At 64.9% G+C, this 15,993-nt stretch carries 15 protein-coding genes; 9 read left to right on the top strand and 6 right to left on the bottom strand.

Annotation, left to right across the window (positions count from 1 at the left end):
* Positions 1-134: 134 nt before the first annotated feature.
* The 5 genes from ACF8ML_RS26005 to ACF8ML_RS25985 form a co-directional block, all read right to left on the bottom strand.
* A complete protein-coding gene (locus ACF8ML_RS26005; protein ID WP_016450553.1) occupies positions 135-452 on the bottom strand; it encodes a DUF2322 family protein in 318 nt (105 codons plus the stop codon).
* Between the two features lie 56 nt (positions 453-508).
* A complete protein-coding gene (locus tag ACF8ML_RS26000; protein WP_392408361.1) occupies positions 509-1,231 on the bottom strand; it encodes a class I SAM-dependent methyltransferase in 723 nt (240 codons plus the stop codon).
* A gap of 128 nt (positions 1,232-1,359) precedes the next feature.
* Positions 1,360-2,115, bottom strand: coding sequence for a hypothetical protein (locus ACF8ML_RS25995; protein ID WP_392408360.1), 756 nt, complete (start codon positions 2,113-2,115; stop codon positions 1,360-1,362).
* 32 nt (positions 2,116-2,147) lie between these two features.
* Complete coding sequence (locus tag ACF8ML_RS25990) at positions 2,148-2,948, bottom strand: ATP-binding protein (RefSeq protein WP_392408359.1); 801 nt, start codon at positions 2,946-2,948, stop codon at positions 2,148-2,150.
* A 68-nt stretch (positions 2,949-3,016) separates the two neighbouring features.
* Positions 3,017-4,825: a glutamine--tRNA ligase/YqeY domain fusion protein gene (locus tag ACF8ML_RS25985; protein WP_016450551.1), complete on the bottom strand. Its 1,809-nt coding sequence runs from the start codon at positions 4,823-4,825 to the stop codon at positions 3,017-3,019.
* A 230-nt stretch (positions 4,826-5,055) separates the two neighbouring features.
* Here ACF8ML_RS25985 and ACF8ML_RS25980 point away from each other — a divergent pair, with 230 nt between their 5' ends.
* The 7 genes from ACF8ML_RS25980 (at position 5,056) to ACF8ML_RS25950 (ending at position 10,176) form a co-directional block, all read left to right on the top strand.
* The gene (locus ACF8ML_RS25980; RefSeq protein WP_016453885.1) at positions 5,056-5,409 is read left to right on the top strand and encodes a hypothetical protein; all 354 of its coding nucleotides are present in this window, start codon (positions 5,056-5,058) and stop codon (positions 5,407-5,409) included.
* A 125-nt stretch (positions 5,410-5,534) separates the two neighbouring features.
* Positions 5,535-5,978 (top strand): type II 3-dehydroquinate dehydratase, encoded by a 444-nt coding sequence (gene aroQ / locus ACF8ML_RS25975; RefSeq protein WP_016450549.1) that lies wholly within the window; start codon positions 5,535-5,537, stop codon positions 5,976-5,978.
* Positions 5,975-6,859, top strand: coding sequence for an alpha/beta fold hydrolase (locus ACF8ML_RS25970; RefSeq protein WP_392408358.1), 885 nt, complete (start codon positions 5,975-5,977; stop codon positions 6,857-6,859). The genes aroQ and ACF8ML_RS25970 overlap by 4 nt, the downstream gene beginning before the upstream one ends.
* A complete protein-coding gene (gene arfB / locus ACF8ML_RS25965; protein ID WP_016450547.1) occupies positions 6,852-7,262 on the top strand; it encodes an alternative ribosome rescue aminoacyl-tRNA hydrolase ArfB in 411 nt (136 codons plus the stop codon). Before ACF8ML_RS25970 ends, arfB begins: the two co-directional genes overlap by 8 nt.
* 72 nt (positions 7,263-7,334) lie before the next feature.
* Entirely contained in the window at positions 7,335-8,282 is a 948-nt protein-coding gene (locus tag ACF8ML_RS25960) for a dioxygenase (protein ID WP_392408356.1), read from the top strand.
* 95 nt (positions 8,283-8,377) lie between these two features.
* On the top strand, positions 8,378-9,043 hold the full coding sequence (locus ACF8ML_RS25955) for an alpha/beta hydrolase (RefSeq protein ID WP_016450545.1): 666 nt from the start codon (positions 8,378-8,380) through the stop codon (positions 9,041-9,043).
* A gap of 221 nt (positions 9,044-9,264) precedes the next feature.
* The gene (locus ACF8ML_RS25950) at positions 9,265-10,176 is read left to right on the top strand and encodes a DUF3014 domain-containing protein (protein ID WP_047219662.1); all 912 of its coding nucleotides are present in this window, start codon (positions 9,265-9,267) and stop codon (positions 10,174-10,176) included.
* 18 nt (positions 10,177-10,194) lie between these two features.
* On the opposite strand, the gene ACF8ML_RS25945 is transcribed toward ACF8ML_RS25950, so the two are convergent.
* Positions 10,195-10,665: an Lrp/AsnC family transcriptional regulator gene (locus tag ACF8ML_RS25945; protein ID WP_012204416.1), complete on the bottom strand. Its 471-nt coding sequence runs from the start codon at positions 10,663-10,665 to the stop codon at positions 10,195-10,197.
* Positions 10,666-10,769: 104 nt separating this feature from the next.
* On the opposite strand from ACF8ML_RS25945, the gene mdeB reads away from it, so the two are divergent.
* Together mdeB and ACF8ML_RS25935 are read left to right on the top strand one after the other, a co-directional pair.
* Positions 10,770-13,400 (top strand): alpha-ketoglutarate dehydrogenase, encoded by a 2,631-nt coding sequence (gene mdeB / locus ACF8ML_RS25940; RefSeq protein WP_392408355.1) that lies wholly within the window; start codon positions 10,770-10,772, stop codon positions 13,398-13,400.
* A 324-nt stretch (positions 13,401-13,724) separates the two neighbouring features.
* The gene (locus ACF8ML_RS25935) at positions 13,725-15,905 is read left to right on the top strand and encodes a c-type cytochrome (protein WP_392408354.1); all 2,181 of its coding nucleotides are present in this window, start codon (positions 13,725-13,727) and stop codon (positions 15,903-15,905) included.
* Positions 15,906-15,993: the final 88 nt, after the last annotated feature.

The raw sequence follows: 15,993 nt of genomic DNA, 5'->3' as shown, positions 1-15,993 counted from the left end.
GCGCGCCGAAGCGGCAAGGCACATGTCATTTGAACGCCAAAGTGCACGCTGCGTTGACACCGGCGTGTCAGCCGATGCCCCAGTCCGCGCAACTTCTGTGACGCGGTGTTTACCCAGGCGGAATCAGGCTGCGATCAAGCCGCGAGCAGGCGGGCCTGGTAGCTCTCGGCGCCCTTGGACCAGGCCAGCAGGCGGTCGATGTTGGGGTGCTTGCCGGGGAAGGCGATGGCGTCCTGCGTGTGCTCGGCATACCACTCCAGGCCCAGTTCGGCGGCGGCCGGCGTGATGCTGCCGCCGTAGAGGGCGGCCAGCGCGTGGTACACGGCCAGCGAGCCTGTCTGGCCGGGCTTGTTCTCGATGGTGGCAACGACCTGGCCCTGGGCGTCGGCCAGCTGGAGCGCGGAGAGGTGGGTGACGGTGGGCAGTTGCTGAAGGCGTGCGGAGAAGTTCATGCTGAAAGGCAAATCAAAGAAAGGAAGGCGGAGAAAGAACGATCGGCTCGGGGCGATCAGGCCTTGGCGGCAATCCACGCACACCAGAACAGGCTGGAGAAAAAGCGCTTGGCCTGAACGAAGCCGGCCTGGGCCAGCATCTGCTCCACTGCCTCTTCCGAGGCGGGTGGAACCGCGCCCTGCCGGATCTTGCCGAGTTTCGCATGGACGGCGGCCTCGTCCGCGCCTGCCATGCGCCAGCGCATGGCCCAGGCGTCCAGGAACAGCGGCTCGCTGTCATAGCGGTGGCGGTTGCAGGCCAGGATGAAGGGCGCCCCCGGCGCCAGCCGCGCCGACAGGGCCTGCAGCAGCTGCAGCTTGTCCGCGTCGTCAGGGACGTGGTGCAGCACGCCGATCAGCGTGGCCGCGTCGAACACCGTGCCGGCCGGCAGGTCCTGCACGGCGAAGGGGGCGGCCTGCACCTGGGCCGACAGCCCCGCCGCGGCGATGCGGTCCATGGTCTGGTCCAGCATGGGGGTCGAGGGGTCGGCAGCCGTGAATTTCCACTGCGGCCTGAGCCGCGCCGTGGCCAGGATTTCCTGGCCCGTGCCGCCGGCGCCGCCAATCAGCACGGACTTCGGGCCGGCATCCAGGCAGGCGGCCAGCAGGCAGGCGGCCAGCTCGTGGCAGGCGTCGTAGCCGGCCAGTGCGATGCGGCTTTGCGTTTCGTACTCGGCCGCGCGGGAGGTGTCGAACTTGGCGGCTGAGGGGACTGGGGGTGGGTTCTGAATCTGAGTCATGGCCTGGCATTGTGTGCAGGTCACGACCGCCGCAAAAGCGCCCATGTGCGATGGAGGACGTCTAGAAAGCAGATTGGACAAGCCTTGCTGCGCACTCTAATTAAGAATTTAGCCGCCTTTTATATGCATTAAGATATTAAAACGCTGCCTTTATAAATCAATGAGGCTTTACGAATTTCTTCGTCTTTGGTGGATGAGCTGAGATTAATCATATGGAAGTCGTGAACTTTTCTGGAGGCAGTGTATTGGCTTAGGTCGAGCATATATGCTTCATATAACTCACCATCTGCCCCCCTTTTTAAGGTGACACGAGATTTGACGGTATGTATCAGTCTTAGGTCGATTAATTGATCGATGGAGTCGCGAAGATTGCCGGATTCTTTTTGATTAACTAAAAAGACATTGCATTTTGACTTTTCTGTACAAAATCTAGTTAGTTTAATAAATGATTCTTCGAGGCGCTCTCTGTCTTCCGCAGAATCTAGTTTGAATTCTTCTCGCTTGTTGCCATCATATTCTCCTGCTGCTGCGTTTATGTCTTCGGCGCCAATTTTTGATCCTCTGTGATGCTGAGGTCCTCTATCTCGCGCAATTGAGATGGAGCTGGAGAATATTCCAATAAAATCTCGTGTCACACCACCGGAAGCTATTAGTAGACGATCAACCGCGGTGTCGTTTATGAGATCTTTTATCTTTAATTCAGACTTCTCGGAAATAATATTGGTAAGGATTTTCTTTAAGAGCTCTTTCAGTGTTTCGAACTTCTCTAACGAAATGTCCAGATTAATTTCCTTTGCATCGTCTCCAAGCTTTACTCCTATGGGTGGGTCCGAGTGCTTATACCATTGGCTTCTGTGTTTGATTGTTCCGATTTTTAGCCACATTCCATTTCCCTTCGCAATTCTGTGGAAATAGTCTATGACTTCTGCTTGATCAGATTTTTTATGTGATAAAGGTCGTCTAATATAAGGAACGATGGTCCATCAGACAGGTTGGATAAATTTCTGAAAAAAGTTTGGAAGTTTATAATGTTCTGATGTAAAAACTCGACCTTGTGTGAAACGTATTTTGACGTTTTTTCTTGCTCTACATTCTCGGCAAGATTTAATTCCAGCTGGCCCTGAATAGATAGAGCTGTGGATTTGGCAGAAGCGGAGGCTGACGCTTTCTTTGCGCTACTAGTAGTTGTTTTTGCTCTGGATTGTTCTTCGGAAGTTTCTGGCTTGCGTAGCTGGTTATCCAAATCTTTAATTAAATTGGCCAGCTCGTCGGAGAGATTTTTTGTTCGGGTTTTGTTAAATGGAGGGCGATTTGGCTTTGATCCAAATAGTTTTTTCCAAAATGAGGTTTTTGTAGCGGGTGTTATGGCTGCATTGTTTAGCCAAGATTCAAATTCTTTTAATGACTTTATCAATACACTGATTAGAACATCGGGGTAAGTATGGCCTTTAAAAGTCTCCATATCTACAAATGCTATCGGCCTTCTGTCGATAGTCAGGTCTGCTGCTGTCTTTCTGAGAAGGCTGGACTTTCCGGAGCCACGGCGTCCGAAAATCATACTATGTTGCTGCGATTTTGCTCGTGCGAGTACACCTGGAGCCGGTTCGATAAATCGGCCGGCTCCTTCCGGAGTCGCTCTCATTACTTCTTCGCAGCGAACTAAAATGGTGTCTACGTCTTCGGAGTAAAGGGCCGTGCTTTGATTATTAGCGTCCATTAATTCTCCAATTTATTGATTTTATAAATAAAAAGAGGTAGCAATAGCTACCTCAATTAATTTCGAGCTTACTTGCCCCAGGAGTCCTTGAGACCCGTTGCGCGGTTGAACACGGGCTTGCCCGGTGCGTGGTCCTTGCGGTCGGCCACGAAGTAGCCGAAGCGCTCGAACTGGAACTTGTCGTCAGGCTGTGCCTGGGCCAGCGACGGCTCCACGTAGGCCGTCACGACCTTGAGGCTGTCCGGGTTGAGCAGGGCCAGGAAGTCCTTGCCGCCCGCATCGGGCTGCGGGTCGGTGAACAGGCGGTCGTACAGGCGCACTTCGGCCTGCACGCCGTCGGCCGCGCCCACCCAGGTGATGGCGGCCTTGACCTTGACGCTGTCGGCGCCCGGCGTGCCGCTCTTGGTGTCGGGCACCACGGTGGCCAGCACCTTGGTGACGTTGCCCTCGGCATCCTTCTCGCAGCCCGTGCACTCGATCACGTAGCCGCCCTTCAGGCGCACCTTGTTGCCGGGGAACAGGCGCTTGTAGCCCTTGGGCGGCACTTCGGCGAAGTCCTCGCGCTCGATCCACACCTCGCGGCCCAGCGTGAAGCGGCGCACCGGCACCTGCTGGCCTTCGGCGGCGTGGGGCAGGGCGGGCAGCTCGCAGGCTTCCAGGTGGTCGGCGCTGCCGAAGACCTCGGCCCAGTTGGTCAGCTCCAGCTTCAGCGGGTCCAGCGCCACCATGCCGCGATGGGCCTGGTTCTCCAGGTCTTCGCGCAGGCAGCCTTCCAGCGTGGAGTAGTCGATCCAGGCGTAGTCCTTGGTCACGCCGATGCGCTCGCAGAAGGCCTGGATGCTCTGCGGCGTGTAGCCACGGCGGCGCAGGCCGACGATGGTGGGCATGCGCGGATCGTCCCAGCCGCTGACGATGCCGTTGTCCACCAGGTGCTTGAGCTTGCGCTTGCTGGTGATCACATAGGTCAGGTGCAGGCGCGAGAACTCGTACTGGCGCGGCTGCGGGGCAGCGATCAGGCCGCCTGCGCGCAGGTGGTCCAGCAGCCAGTCGTAGAACGGGCGCTGGTCCTCGAACTCCAGCGTGCAGATGCTGTGGGTGATGTGCTCCAGCGCGTCCTCGATGGGATGGGCGAAGGTGTACATCGGGTAGATGCACCACTGGTTGCCGGTGTTGTGGTGCTCGGCATGGCGCACGCGGTAGATGGCGGGATCGCGCAGATTGATGTTGGGCGATGCCATGTCGATCTTTGCGCGCAGCACGGCAGCGCCATCGGGCAGCTTGCCGTCGCGCATTTCGCGAAAGCGCGCCAGGTTCTCGGCCACCGTGCGGCTGCGGAACGGGCTGTCCACGCCGGGGCGCGAGAAATCGCCGCGGTTGGCCTTCATGTCGTCGGCGCTTTGCTCGTCCACATAGGCCAGGCCCTGCTCGATCAGGTACTCGGCCGCGCGGTACATGAAGTCGAAGTAGTTGCTGGCGAAGTACAGGTTCTCGTGACCGTCGGCTTCCTTCCAGCCGAAGCCCAGCCAATGGACGGCATCGATGATGCTGTCCACGTACTCCTGGTCTTCCTTCTCGGGATTGGTGTCGTCGAAACGCAGGTGGCAGGCACCTTGGTAGTCGCGCGCCAGGCCGAAGTTCAGGCAGATGGCCTTGGCGTGGCCCACGTGCAGGTAGCCGTTGGGCTCGGGCGGGAAGCGTGTGCGGATCTTCGCCACGTCCACCTGGCCCTGGTTGTGGTGGTCGCCATCACCGGGGCTTCCACCCCAGCGGCGCTGGGCGTAGGTACCGTTGGCCAGGTCGGCCTCGATGATTTGGCGCAGAAAGTTACTCGGTTTGACCGGATCTTTGGAGATGGGGGAGGCGTCAGCAGAGCTCATCGCAGCATTGTAGGCGCGCGCCTGCCGACCCGCTCCGGACGGCTTTGGGACAGCCGCGCCGGGCAAGGGTTGAGGCATTTGGAAACAAACTTGTATAAAAGCCTGCCATCCGTAGACCCCTGTCGCGCGTTGAGAATGCAGGGCGTATGCCGTCCCCCTGTGCCAAAGTGCGGGAAGGCGGCACCAGCGGCAATGCCTGCCACGCCTGTCCAACTTCGAGGAGAGACACCATGACAACGACAGCTTCCCCGTGGGTTGCAAGAGCAGCAGCAGCCGGCCTCGCATTGGCCGCCCTGGTGGCTTCGGGCGCCGCCCAGGCCCGGGGCGATGTGCACTGGTCCATCAGCCTGAATTCGCCGGGCATGTATGGCCCGCCCGTCTATGTCGCGCCTGCCCCCGTCTATGTGGCGCCGCCCCAGCCCATCTACTACGCTCCCCCGCCTCCGGTCTACTACGCGCCGCGCGCCGTCTACCGTGCGCCGCCCGTCGTGGTCGTTCCCGGCTATGGATACGGCTATCGCGGCGGCTACCGTGGCGGATACCGCCATGGTCACGGTCACGGTCACGGTCACTGGCGCCGTTGAGCCGGACCGGGCTGGATTGACTTGTGCCGCCCTCCGGGGCGGCTTTTTCCGTGGTGCCAGCGTTGCGGCCGGGCCGGGGATGGCCCGCATAATCCAGCCCGTTGGAAACCTGGAGTGTCCCCGCCGTGAAAACCGTCTATGTCCTCAATGGCCCGAACCTGAACCTGCTGGGCCTGCGTGAACCCGCCATCTATGGCTCCCAGACCCTGGCCGATGTGCGTGCGCTGTGCGAAGCCGCCTGTGCGCGCTACGGTCTGGCCCTGGAGTTCCGCCAGAGCAACCATGAAGGCGAGCTGGTGGACTGGATCCACGAGGCCGGCCGCGTGCACGCCGAAGGCCGCCTGGCCGGCCTGATCTTCAACGCCGCCGCCTACACCCACACCAGCGTGGCCCTGCTGGATGCCGTCAAGGGCACGGGCGTGCCGCTGGTGGAGCTGCACATCAGCAACGTGCATGCGCGCGAGAGCTTCCGCCACCACTCCTACCTGTCGGCTGCGGCGCGCGCCGTGATGTGCGGCTTTGGCGTGGCCGGCTACGGCCTGGCCATCGACGCCGTGGCCCAGTGGTGAACACGCCTGCCGCCATAGAGCGCCTGCGCGCCCGTGCGCGGCGCCTGACCACGCCGCTGTCTGCCGCGCGGCCCGAAGACGGCCACATGGTCTGGCATGTCTGGGGCGAGGCGCGCGCGGGCGTGCTGCCGGTGGTCATGCTGCACGGCGGCAGCGGCAGCTGGACGCACTGGCTGCGCTGCATGGACGCTCTGCTGGCCCAGGGCCGCCAGCTGTGGATACCGGATCTGCCGGGCTTTGGCGATTCCGATGGGGTACCGGGCGGCCAGGATGCCGACACCCTGGTCGAGCCGCTGCGCCAGGGCCTGCGGCAACTGCTGGCCGATGGCGGAGCGCCCGCCGCCCCGCTGTGCGATCTGGTCGGCTTCTCTTTTGGCGGCATGACGGCCGGCATGCTGGCCGCTGCCGACGGCACGCTGGCCCGGCGCCTGGTGCTGGCCGGGGCGCCCGGCATGGGCGTGGGCAAGGGCCTGGCCGTGCGGCTCAAGGGCTGGCGCCACCTGGCCACGCCCGAGGCGCAGGCCGTGGCCCACCGCTACAACCTGCAGGTGCTGATGCTGCATGACGCCAGCCTCATCGACGAGGACACGCTGGCCCTGCATGTGCTCAATGTGGAGCGCGACCGCCTTCCGCGCCGCCGCCTCTCGCACACCGATGTGCTGGCCCGCGCCCTGCAGGCCGTGGACGGCCCCGTATGGGCCATCTATGGCGAGCACGACGCGCTCTACCCGGGCCCGATGATGCAGGAACTGGCCCAGGCCTTTGCACGCCATGCGCGCGACTTCCGGGGGCTGGGCCTGGTGCCCGGCGCGGGCCACTGGGTCATGCATGAGCGTCCCGATGCCTTTGTGGCGGCATTGGCCGCTGCGCTGGATGCCTGAGCGCATGCGCCCCATCGAGCTGCACGAGGTGCAGTGGACCGCCATGCGCGCCCAGGGCGCGGGCGGCCAGAACGTGAACAAGGTCTCCAGCGCCGTGCACCTGCGCTTCGACGTGCGCGCCTCGCGCCTGCCCGAGGCCGTGCAGCAGCGCCTGCTGGCCCTGCGCGACGGCCGCATCACCAACGAGGGCGTGGTCGTCATCAAGGCCCAGCAATACCGCACGCAGGAGCAGAACCTGCGCGCCGCGCTGCAGCGGCTCAACGCGCTGGTGGCCGCCGCCTATCCCGAACCCATTCTTCGCCGCGCCACCCGGCCCACGCTGGGATCGCAGCGGCGGCGCCTGGACAGCAAGAGCCGGCACAGCGCCACCAAGGCCCTGCGGGGCCGCCCGCGCGACGATTGAGCCGGCCAGCGCAACAATGTGTGCCGCCTTTGGCGGCTTGGCGCGGCCCGCTTGCGTCCCTACATTAGGGGAATGCAAGATTTTCACGCTTCCCTCGATTCCGGCGCATCCTCCATAGCCGCTTCGGCCGGCACTCGGCTGCCCGTGCTCTACGTCTCCCATGGCTCGCCCATGTTCGCGCTGGAGCCGGGTGAAACCGGCCCCGTGCTCGCGCAATGGGGCAGGGCGCTGCGCCAGGCCCACGGCCCGCTGCGCGGCGTGGTCATCATGTCGCCGCACTGGATGTCGCATGGCGTGGAAGTCATGACCGGAGCCTCGCCCTCCACCTGGCACGACTTCGGCGGCTTCCCGCCCGCGCTCTACGAACTGCAGTACCCGGCCCCCGGCGCGCCCCAGCTGGCACATGAAGTCATGGACCGCCTGCAGGCCGCAGGCATTGCCTCCACCGCCAACGCGCAGCGGCCCTTTGACCACGGCGCCTGGGTGCCGCTGATGCATTTGCTGCCGGATGCCGACCTGCCCGTGGTGCAGCTGTCCCTTCCCGCCTCGGCCGGGCCGGCCGAAACCCATGCGCTGGGCGCGGCCCTGGCGGCGCTGCGCGATGAAGGGGTGCTCATCGTCGGCTCCGGCAGCATGACGCACAACCTGGCCGAATTCCGGGGCGGTATGGGCGAGGCCACGGTGCGGGTGGACGACGCCGTGCAGGCCCTGCGCAGCCAGGATGGCCTGCAGGACGACCATGCCGTCGGCGGCTCCAGCGCCTCCTCGCCCTACGTGCAGGATTTCAGCCGCTGGATCGAGTCGCGCCTGCAGGCGCAGGACCTGCCCGCGCTGCTGGACTACCGCGCACGCGCTCCCTCGGCCCGGCGCGCCCATCCCAGCGAAGAGCACTTCATGCCGCTGTACTTCGCCCTGGGCGCGGCCGGCGCCACGGCGCGGCCTCGGTATCTGAGCCGCGAAGTCATGTACTCCATCCTGGCCATGGATGCGATGGCCTTCGAGGACGCGCAGGCGGCATAACCTCCTGCCCCCGCGGACTTGGCGAGGCGCCACAATGGCGCGTTGCCCGGGACCACCCCGGTCCCGGAAATCGCTTAAAAACCAAGGAGTCCGTGATGATCGACCTGCCCCTGCTGGCGCTGGAGCGCCCCGCACAACCCGCACCGGGGCAGCAGCCCTGGCTGCTGGTGCTCATGCATGGCGTTGGCAGCAATGAACAGGACCTGTTCGGCCTCGCATCGTTCGTGCCGCCGCAGTTCCACGTGCTCAGCCTGCGTGCCCCGTTTTCCATGGGGCCCAGTGCCCATGCCTGGTTCCAGTTCACGGTGGATGCCAACGGCACGCGCCACATCCACGCATCGCAGGAAGAGCACAGCCGCGCCCTGGTGGCCCAGACCGTGCAGCAGGCCGGCGCGCGGCTGGGCATTCCTGCCCAGCGTACCGTGGCGGGCGGCTTCAGCCAGGGCGGCATCATGGCGCTCAGCCTGCTGCTGACCCAGCCCGCGCTGCTGCGCGCCGCCATGTGCTGGCACAGCCGCCTGCTGCCCGAGGCCTTGCCGCACCAGGCCCCTGATGCGGCCTTCGACGGCAAGTCGCTCTGGGTCAGCCACGGCACCTACGACAACGTCATTCCGCTGACCAGCGCCCACGCCATTCGCAGCCACGTGCAGCGCCTGCCGCTGCAACTGAGCTACCACGAATACCCGAGCATGCATGAGATCCGCCCCGACGAGCTGCAGGCCGCCATGGCCTGGCTCCAGGATCTGGGCACGCAGGGCTGAGCCTGCTGTACCGCCCCCTTCTTGTGCGCAGGCTGGCCGCGTAAGCCGGGTAACGCCTTGTTGCCTGGCGCGCACAAGGGCCTGCGCAGGCAGCGGGGCGGCTTATAAACACCAGTCAGGGGCTGGTGTCAGGAAAGCCCGGGAACCCCGGTTGTGCTTTGCTGTCGCACGTCCTGCGGCAACTGTGCTGCCAGCCCCTGCCCAAGCCAAAGGACCCATCCATGCCAGAACGCGACCCCCAAGACTTCCGCCCCCGCGCCAGATCCTCCGGCCCATCGGCTTTCGGCATCGCCGCAGCGGTACTGGCGGCTGCCGCCGTGGGGGGCGCAGCCTGGTGGTACTGGTGGCGTCCCGCCGACGTGCCCGAGGCGCCGCCCGAAGTGGCAGAGGCGCCCGCCCAGCCTGCCGAGCCTGAACCCGTCCCCGCGCCCGAGCTGACCGAGCCCCAGAACCCTGTCGATGCGCTGGAGCCACCCGCGCCCGGCCTGCCCGCGCTGCAGGACTCCGACGCCCATGTCGCCCAGGCCCTCAACGGCCTGCTGGGCCGTGACAAGGCAGGCAGCTTTCTGCAGATGGACGGTTTTGTGCGCCGCGCCGTGGCCACCGTGGACAACCTGACCCGCTCCCAGGCCCCAGCACGGCTTTGGCCCGTGCACCCCGCGCCGCAGCGTTTCACGGTGGAGGGCGCCGCGGAGGCCGGGGAGGCACAGGCCATCTCCCCCGCCAACGCCGCACGCTACAAGGCCTTCGTGGCCTTCGCCGAGTCCATTCCCATGGACGGGGCCGTCAAGCTCTATGCCCGGCTGTATCCCCTGTTCCAGACCGCCTATGAAGACCTGGGCTATCCCAGCCGCTATTTCAACGATCGTCTCATTGCCGTCATAGACCATCTGCGCGCCGCGCCCGAGCCCGCGGGCCCGGTGCAGGTCAGGCTGACCAAGGTGGAGGGCGAGGTGCCCTCCGTCCAGCCCTGGGTACGCTACGAATACGCCGACCCGGAGCTGCAGGCCCTGTCCAGCGGCCAGAAGATGCTGGTGCGCGTGGGGCTGGACAACGAGCGCCGCCTCAAGGCCGTGCTGGGCGAGCTGCGCCGCCGCATCGCCACCGGCGAGATGGCCAAGCCTGCGGGCTGAGGCCAGTCTCCATCCGCCTCAGCCTGCGGCCGGCAGGGGCAGGGCGGTCTTGTACCGCACCTGCTTGAGCGTGAAGCTGGAGCGGATCTTCTCTATGCCCGGAATCGGCGTGAGCTGCTCCACGATGAAGCGCTCCAGCGCACCGATGTCGGCCAGGGCCACGCGGATCAGGTAGTCGGCGTCGCCGCTCATCAGGTAGCACTCCATGACCTCGTCGTGCTCGGCAATGCGGCGCTCGAAGTCGGCCAGCGATTCCTTGGCCTGCGACTTGAGGCTGATGTTGATGAACACATTCAGCCCCAGCCCCAGGGCCGACGCATTGGCCAGCGCCACATAGCGCGCGATCACGCCGGCCTTCTCCAGCGCCTTGACGCGCGCCAGGCAGGGCGAGGGCGACAGGTGCACACGCCGCGCCAGCTCCACGTTGGACAGCGAGCCGTCCGTTTGCAACTCGGCCAGAATGCGCAAGTCGATGGTGTCCAGTTTCATGTGCCGGATTTTATGTAGATGCCGGCATGAAATGCTGGAATATGGCGTTTCCCTTATCCATGAACGGCTGCTCATGCCGGTCCGCCAGTCCTAAAGTGGCGGGCATGAACGCACCCACGCCGCTGGCCACGCTGGCCGATATCGATACCGATCCCCAGGAAACCACCGAATGGCGGGAGGCCTTCGCGGCCCTGGTCGCCGCCGAGGGGCCGCAGCGCGCGCGCTTCGTGCTCGAAGAGCTGGCGCGCATGGCGCGCGAGCAGCGCCTGGGCTGGCAGCCCGACCTGAATACGCCCTATGTGAACACCGTGGCCGCGCAGCAGCAGCCGGTGTTTCCGGGCGACCTGGCCATGGAGGAGCGGCTGGCGTCCATCATGCGCTGGAATGCGCTGGCCATGGTGGTGCGCGCCAACCAGGCCTATGGCGAGCTGGGCGGGCACATCGCCAGCTACGCCAGCGCGGCCGACCTGTTCGAGACCGGGTTCAACCATTTCTTCCATGCCCGGGAGGGGCTGGCGCCGGGCCAGCACCGGGGCGACCTGGTGTTCTTCCAGCCGCACAGCGCCCCCGGCGTGTATGCGCGCGCCTTCCTGGAAGGGCGGCTGAGCGAGCAGGACCTGCAGCACTATCGGCAGGAGATCAGCGCGCCGGCCGCTGGCGCGCAGGGCCTGTCCAGCTATCCCCATCCCTGGCTGATGCCCGACTTCTGGCAGTTCCCGACGGGCTCCATGGGCATAGGCCCCATCAGCAGCATCTACCACGCGCGCTTCATGCGCTATCTCACGCACCGCCGCCTGCTGGACTGCCAGGAGCGCAAGGTCTGGGGCGTGTTCGGCGACGGCGAGATGGACGAGCCCGAAAGCATGAGTGCCCTCACGCTGGCCGCGCGCGAGGGGCTGGACAACCTGGTCTGGGTGGTCAACTGCAATCTGCAGCGCCTGGACGGCCCGGTGCGCGGCAACGGCCGCATCGTCGATGAGCTGGAGCGGCTGTTTGCCGGCGCGGGCTGGAACGTGGTCAAGCTGCTGTGGGGCAGCGACTGGGACGGGCTGTTGGCTCGCGACATCACCGGCACCCTGGCACGCACGCTGGGCGGCACGGTGGACGGGCAGATGCAGACGTTCGCCGCCAAGGACGGCCGCTACAACCGCGAGCATTTCTTTGGACAGAACCCCGAGCTCGCCGCCCTGGCCCAGGGCCTGACGGACGAGCAGATCGACCGCTTGAAGCGCGGCGGCCATGATCTGGTGAAGATCCATGCGGCCTATGCAGCGGCTGCCGCCCATCGCGGCCAGCCCACGGTGATCCTGGCCCATACCAAGAAGGGCTACGGCATGGGCTCGGCCGGGCAGGGCAAGATGACCACGCACAGCCAGAAGAAGCTGGACGAGACCGACCTGATCGAGTTCCGCAACCGCTTCAACCTGCCGCTGAGTGACGAGCAGGCCAAGGGCCTGGCCTTCCACAAGCCTGCCGATGACAGTGCCGAGATGCAGTACCTGCGCGAGCGCCGAACGGCCCTGGGCGGCGCACTGCCGCGCCGCGAAACGGTGTGCGACCGCGTGCCCGTTCCAGCGCTGGAGCAATACGCCCAGTTCGCGCTGGCACCTGCCGGCAAGGAAATGAGCACCACCATGGCCTTCGTGCGCATGCTGGGCAGCCTGCTCAAGGATGCGCAGCTGGGCCCGCGCATCGTGCCCATCGTGGCCGACGAGGCGCGCACCTTCGGCATGGCCAACCTGTTCAAGCAGGTGGGCATCTACAGCAGCCTGGGCCAGCGCTACGCGCCCGAGGACATCGGCTCGGTGCTGTCCTACCGCGAGGCGCTGGACGGCCAGATCCTGGAGGAGGGCATCAGCGAGGCCGGCGCCGTCGCCAGCTGGACGGCGGCGGCCACCAGCTACAGCGTGCACGGCCTGGCCATGCTTCCGTTCTACATCTACTACTCCATGTTCGGCTTCCAGCGCGTGGGCGACGCCATCTGGGCGGCGGCCGACCAGCGGGCGCGCGGCTTTTTGCTGGGCGCCACCTCGGGCCGCACCACGCTGGGCGGAGAAGGCCTGCAGCACCAGGACGGCTCCAGCCATCTGGTGGCGGCCACCATTCCCAACTGCAAGGCCTGGGACCCTGCGCATGCCGGCGAACTCGCCGTGATACTGGACGCCGGCATGCGCGAGATGCTGGTCGAGCAGCGCGATGTCTTCTACTACGTCACGCTGATGAACGAGAACTATGCCCAGCCCGACCTGCCCGCAGGCGCTGCCGAAGGCGTGCTGCGCGGCGCCTATGTGTTCAGCCGCTTTGGCGATGCGGACCGTGCCACGCAGCATGTCACCTTGCTGGGATCGGGCGCCATCCTCACCGAAGTGCTCAAGGCCGCCGAGCAATTGGCCAGCGAGGGCATGGCCGCCACCGTGGTCAGCGTGACCAGCTGGAGCGAGCTGGCGCGCGATGGCGTGGCCTGCGAGCAGCGCATGCTGGCGGGCGAGGCACCTGGCCAGCCCTGGATCGCGCAGCTGCTGCACGGTACGCAGGGCCCGGTGATTGCCGCCACCGACTATGTGCGCGCGGTGCCCGAGACCGTGCGCGCCTTCCTGCCCGCAGGCCGCCGTTTCCTCACGCTGGGCACGGACGGCTTCGGCCGCAGCGACACGCGTGCGGCGCTGCGCGGCTACTTTGGGGTGGATGCACACAGCGTGGCGCAGGCCGCGCGCCGGATGATCCACGCGGGTTGAGCCGAGCCTGTCCACGCACCCGGGGCATCCCCGGGATGTACACATGGCGGCCCCTTCGCGGGGCCGCTTTGCATTGCTGCGCCCCCATTTGCGCCGCCACTTTTCCTATGGATGGATTAAGCCCGCGTTAAATGCGCAAGTGGCTTATCTTTTTCGTCGGCTTGCATCAAAAAATAGGGTGATTCCACTAGAATTTGTATATATAAGAAGATATTGCGCAAAGAGATTGATATTTGCTGCAATGGTTGCATGCGTTGGGTGGAATATCTCGTCAATATCCGATTTTCTCTTTCAATAATAATTTATTTCACGGGATAGAAGACGATGAAACTCTCGCTCAAGCAAGGCCTGCTGTGCGTGGCCGTGCTGTCGGCTGCCGCATGGCAGCTCGCCATCTCGGCGCCGGCGCCCGAGGTGGATCATGCGCAAATGCCGCAGATCATCGATGACCTGCCCGCCGACTATGCGGCGGACCTGACCGCCGAGCAAAGAAACCTGGTGGACCGTGGCCGTTATATCGCGCGACTCGGTGATTGCGTGGCCTGCCATACCGGAAATAAAACACAGCCCATGGGTGGTGGCCTGGCGCTGGAGACGCCATTCGGCAAGATCTATTCCACCAATATCTCGCCTGACGCCGATACGGGCATGGGCAAATACAGCTTCGATCAGTTCGACCGCGCCATGCGCAAGGGCGTGGCGGCCGATGGCCGCAACATGTACCCGGCCATGCCCTATCCCTCCTACGCCAAGATGACGGCCGAGGACATGCAGGCCCTGTATGCCTACCTGATGCAGGGCGTGGCGCCCGTGAAGGCGGCCAACAAGGAGTCCGACCTGGGCTTTCCCTTCAACCAGCGCTGGGGCCTGGCGCTGTGGAACTGGGTGTTTCTGGATGACACGCCCTTCCAGCCCCAACCGCAGCAAACTGCCCAGTGGAACCGGGGCGCCTACCTGGTGCAGGGCCTGGGCCACTGCGGCGCCTGCCATACGCCGCGCGGCGTGGGCTTCCAGGAAAAGACCATGACCGGCGAGGGCCGCAAGGGCGAGTACTTCCTGGCCGGCGAGACCGTGGAGAACTGGCGCGCACTGAGCCTGCGCGACCTGTGGACACCCGAGGAGACCGCCCAACTGCTCAAGACCGGGCGCAACAGCCACGGCACGGTCTCCGGCAACATGGTCGATGTGGTGCAGCACAGCACCCAGTACATGAGTGACGAGGACCTGCTGGCCATCGGCATCTATCTGAAGTCGCTGCCCGCAGGCAAGAACGACCTGCCCATGCAGGTGGCCCAGGGGCCGGGGCCGGTCATCGCCCCGCATCCGGCGTCGCAGGCCTCCGTGCATGCACCGTCCGCCGCCTCGGCAGTGTCTTCCGACGTGCCTGCCGATCTCTACGCCAGCCGGGGTGGCCTGGGCTATCTGCAGTTCTGCGCCGACTGCCACCGTGCCGATGGCGGTGGCGTGAAGGATGTGTTCCCGCCGCTGGCCGGCAATTTCTCGCTGCAGTCGCAGGACCCGTCCACGCTGATCCATCTGATGCTGGCGGGCTGGAAGGCGCCCGTCACGCAAAGCCATGCACGGCCGCTGACCATGCCGGCCTTCGCACAGCTCAAGGATGCGGAGATCGCCGACATCCTCAACTTCGCCCGCAAGAGCTGGGGCCGTGCCGATGCGCGCGAGATCCATGCCAGGGAGGTGCAATCCATGCGCAAGCAGCTCGATGCCAAGGGCGAAAGCGCACGCCCCTTCGAGACGCCGCGCCTGGCCGCCATGCTGGACGAATCCAATGCGAAGCAACTGGTCTACGGCGCCCGCCTGAACATTGAGACGCGCGACCTGCTGCCCAGGAATGTGGGCAATGCACTGAACTGCGCCAGCTGCCACCTGAACGCGGGCACGGTGGCCGATGGTTCGCCCTACATCGGTGTCTCGGCCTTCTTCCCCGGCTATGCGCCGCGCGCGGGCCGCGTCATCACGCTGGAGGACCGCATCAATGGCTGCTTCCTGCGCTCCATGAACGGCAAGCCTCTGCCGCTGGAGTCCGACGAGATCAAGGCCATGGTCGCCTACTTCGACTGGATGCGCCGCGAAACCAAGCCCGAGGACAAGGTCGAAGGCCGGGGCGTGGGCAAGATCAGCCAGTCCATCGTGCCCAACGTGGACAACGGCAAGAAGATCTATGCGGCCCAGTGCGCGGTCTGCCATGGCGGCGAGGGCGAAGGCGTGAAGAACGCCAAGGGCCAGTGGGTCTATCCGCCGCTGTGGGGTGACCAGTCCTTCAACATCGGTGCGGGCATGGCGCGCACCTATACGGCAGCGGCCTTCGTCAAGCGCAATATGCCCATCGCCTTCCATGGCAATTTCCCGCTGGGCCAGGGCGGCCTCAGCGACCAGGAGGCCGTGGACGTGGCCGAGTACTTCAGCCACCAGCCGCGCCCGGACTTTGCCAACAAGCACAAGGACTGGCCCAAGGACAAGAAGCCGGCCGATGCGCGGTACTGAGGTGCCATCGAGGGAGAAGAAGGCGTTCCCGCCACGCGGCGGGCGCCTGAAGGCGGGGCAGGGAGCGATTCCTGCCCCGCCTTTTTTC

The sequence above is a fragment of the Delftia sp. WSY_10 genome, from assembly GCF_043104705.1.
Lineage (GTDB): Bacteria > Pseudomonadota > Gammaproteobacteria > Burkholderiales > Burkholderiaceae_C > Comamonas > Comamonas tsuruhatensis.
Note: the sequence above shows the minus strand (reverse complement) of the source record. Positions and strands in the feature narration are given on the sequence as shown.

What these genes read in the sequence shown, in the direction of transcription:
- ACF8ML_RS25955 (WP_016450545.1), top strand. Translation starts at nt 8,378, where the DNA reads ATGATCGACCTGCCCCTGCTGGCGCTGGAGCGCCCCGCACAACCCGCA.
- ACF8ML_RS26005 (WP_016450553.1), bottom strand. Translation starts at nt 452, where the DNA reads ATGAACTTCTCCGCACGCCTTCAGCAACTGCCCACCGTCACCCACCTC.
- ACF8ML_RS25995 (WP_392408360.1), bottom strand. Translation starts at nt 2,115, where the DNA reads ATGTGGCTAAAAATCGGAACAATCAAACACAGAAGCCAATGGTATAAG.
- ACF8ML_RS25990 (WP_392408359.1), bottom strand. Translation starts at nt 2,948, where the DNA reads ATGGACGCTAATAATCAAAGCACGGCCCTTTACTCCGAAGACGTAGAC.
- ACF8ML_RS25960 (WP_392408356.1), top strand. Translation starts at nt 7,335, where the DNA reads ATGCAAGATTTTCACGCTTCCCTCGATTCCGGCGCATCCTCCATAGCC.
- mdeB (WP_392408355.1), top strand. Translation starts at nt 10,770, where the DNA reads ATGAACGCACCCACGCCGCTGGCCACGCTGGCCGATATCGATACCGAT.
- ACF8ML_RS25935 (WP_392408354.1), top strand. Translation starts at nt 13,725, where the DNA reads ATGAAACTCTCGCTCAAGCAAGGCCTGCTGTGCGTGGCCGTGCTGTCG.
- arfB (WP_016450547.1), top strand. Translation starts at nt 6,852, where the DNA reads ATGCCTGAGCGCATGCGCCCCATCGAGCTGCACGAGGTGCAGTGGACC.
- ACF8ML_RS25980 (WP_016453885.1), top strand. Translation starts at nt 5,056, where the DNA reads ATGACAACGACAGCTTCCCCGTGGGTTGCAAGAGCAGCAGCAGCCGGC.
- ACF8ML_RS25945 (WP_012204416.1), bottom strand. Translation starts at nt 10,665, where the DNA reads ATGAAACTGGACACCATCGACTTGCGCATTCTGGCCGAGTTGCAAACG.
- ACF8ML_RS26000 (WP_392408361.1), bottom strand. Translation starts at nt 1,231, where the DNA reads ATGACTCAGATTCAGAACCCACCCCCAGTCCCCTCAGCCGCCAAGTTC.
- ACF8ML_RS25985 (WP_016450551.1), bottom strand. Translation starts at nt 4,825, where the DNA reads ATGAGCTCTGCTGACGCCTCCCCCATCTCCAAAGATCCGGTCAAACCG.
- ACF8ML_RS25950 (WP_047219662.1), top strand. Translation starts at nt 9,265, where the DNA reads ATGCCAGAACGCGACCCCCAAGACTTCCGCCCCCGCGCCAGATCCTCC.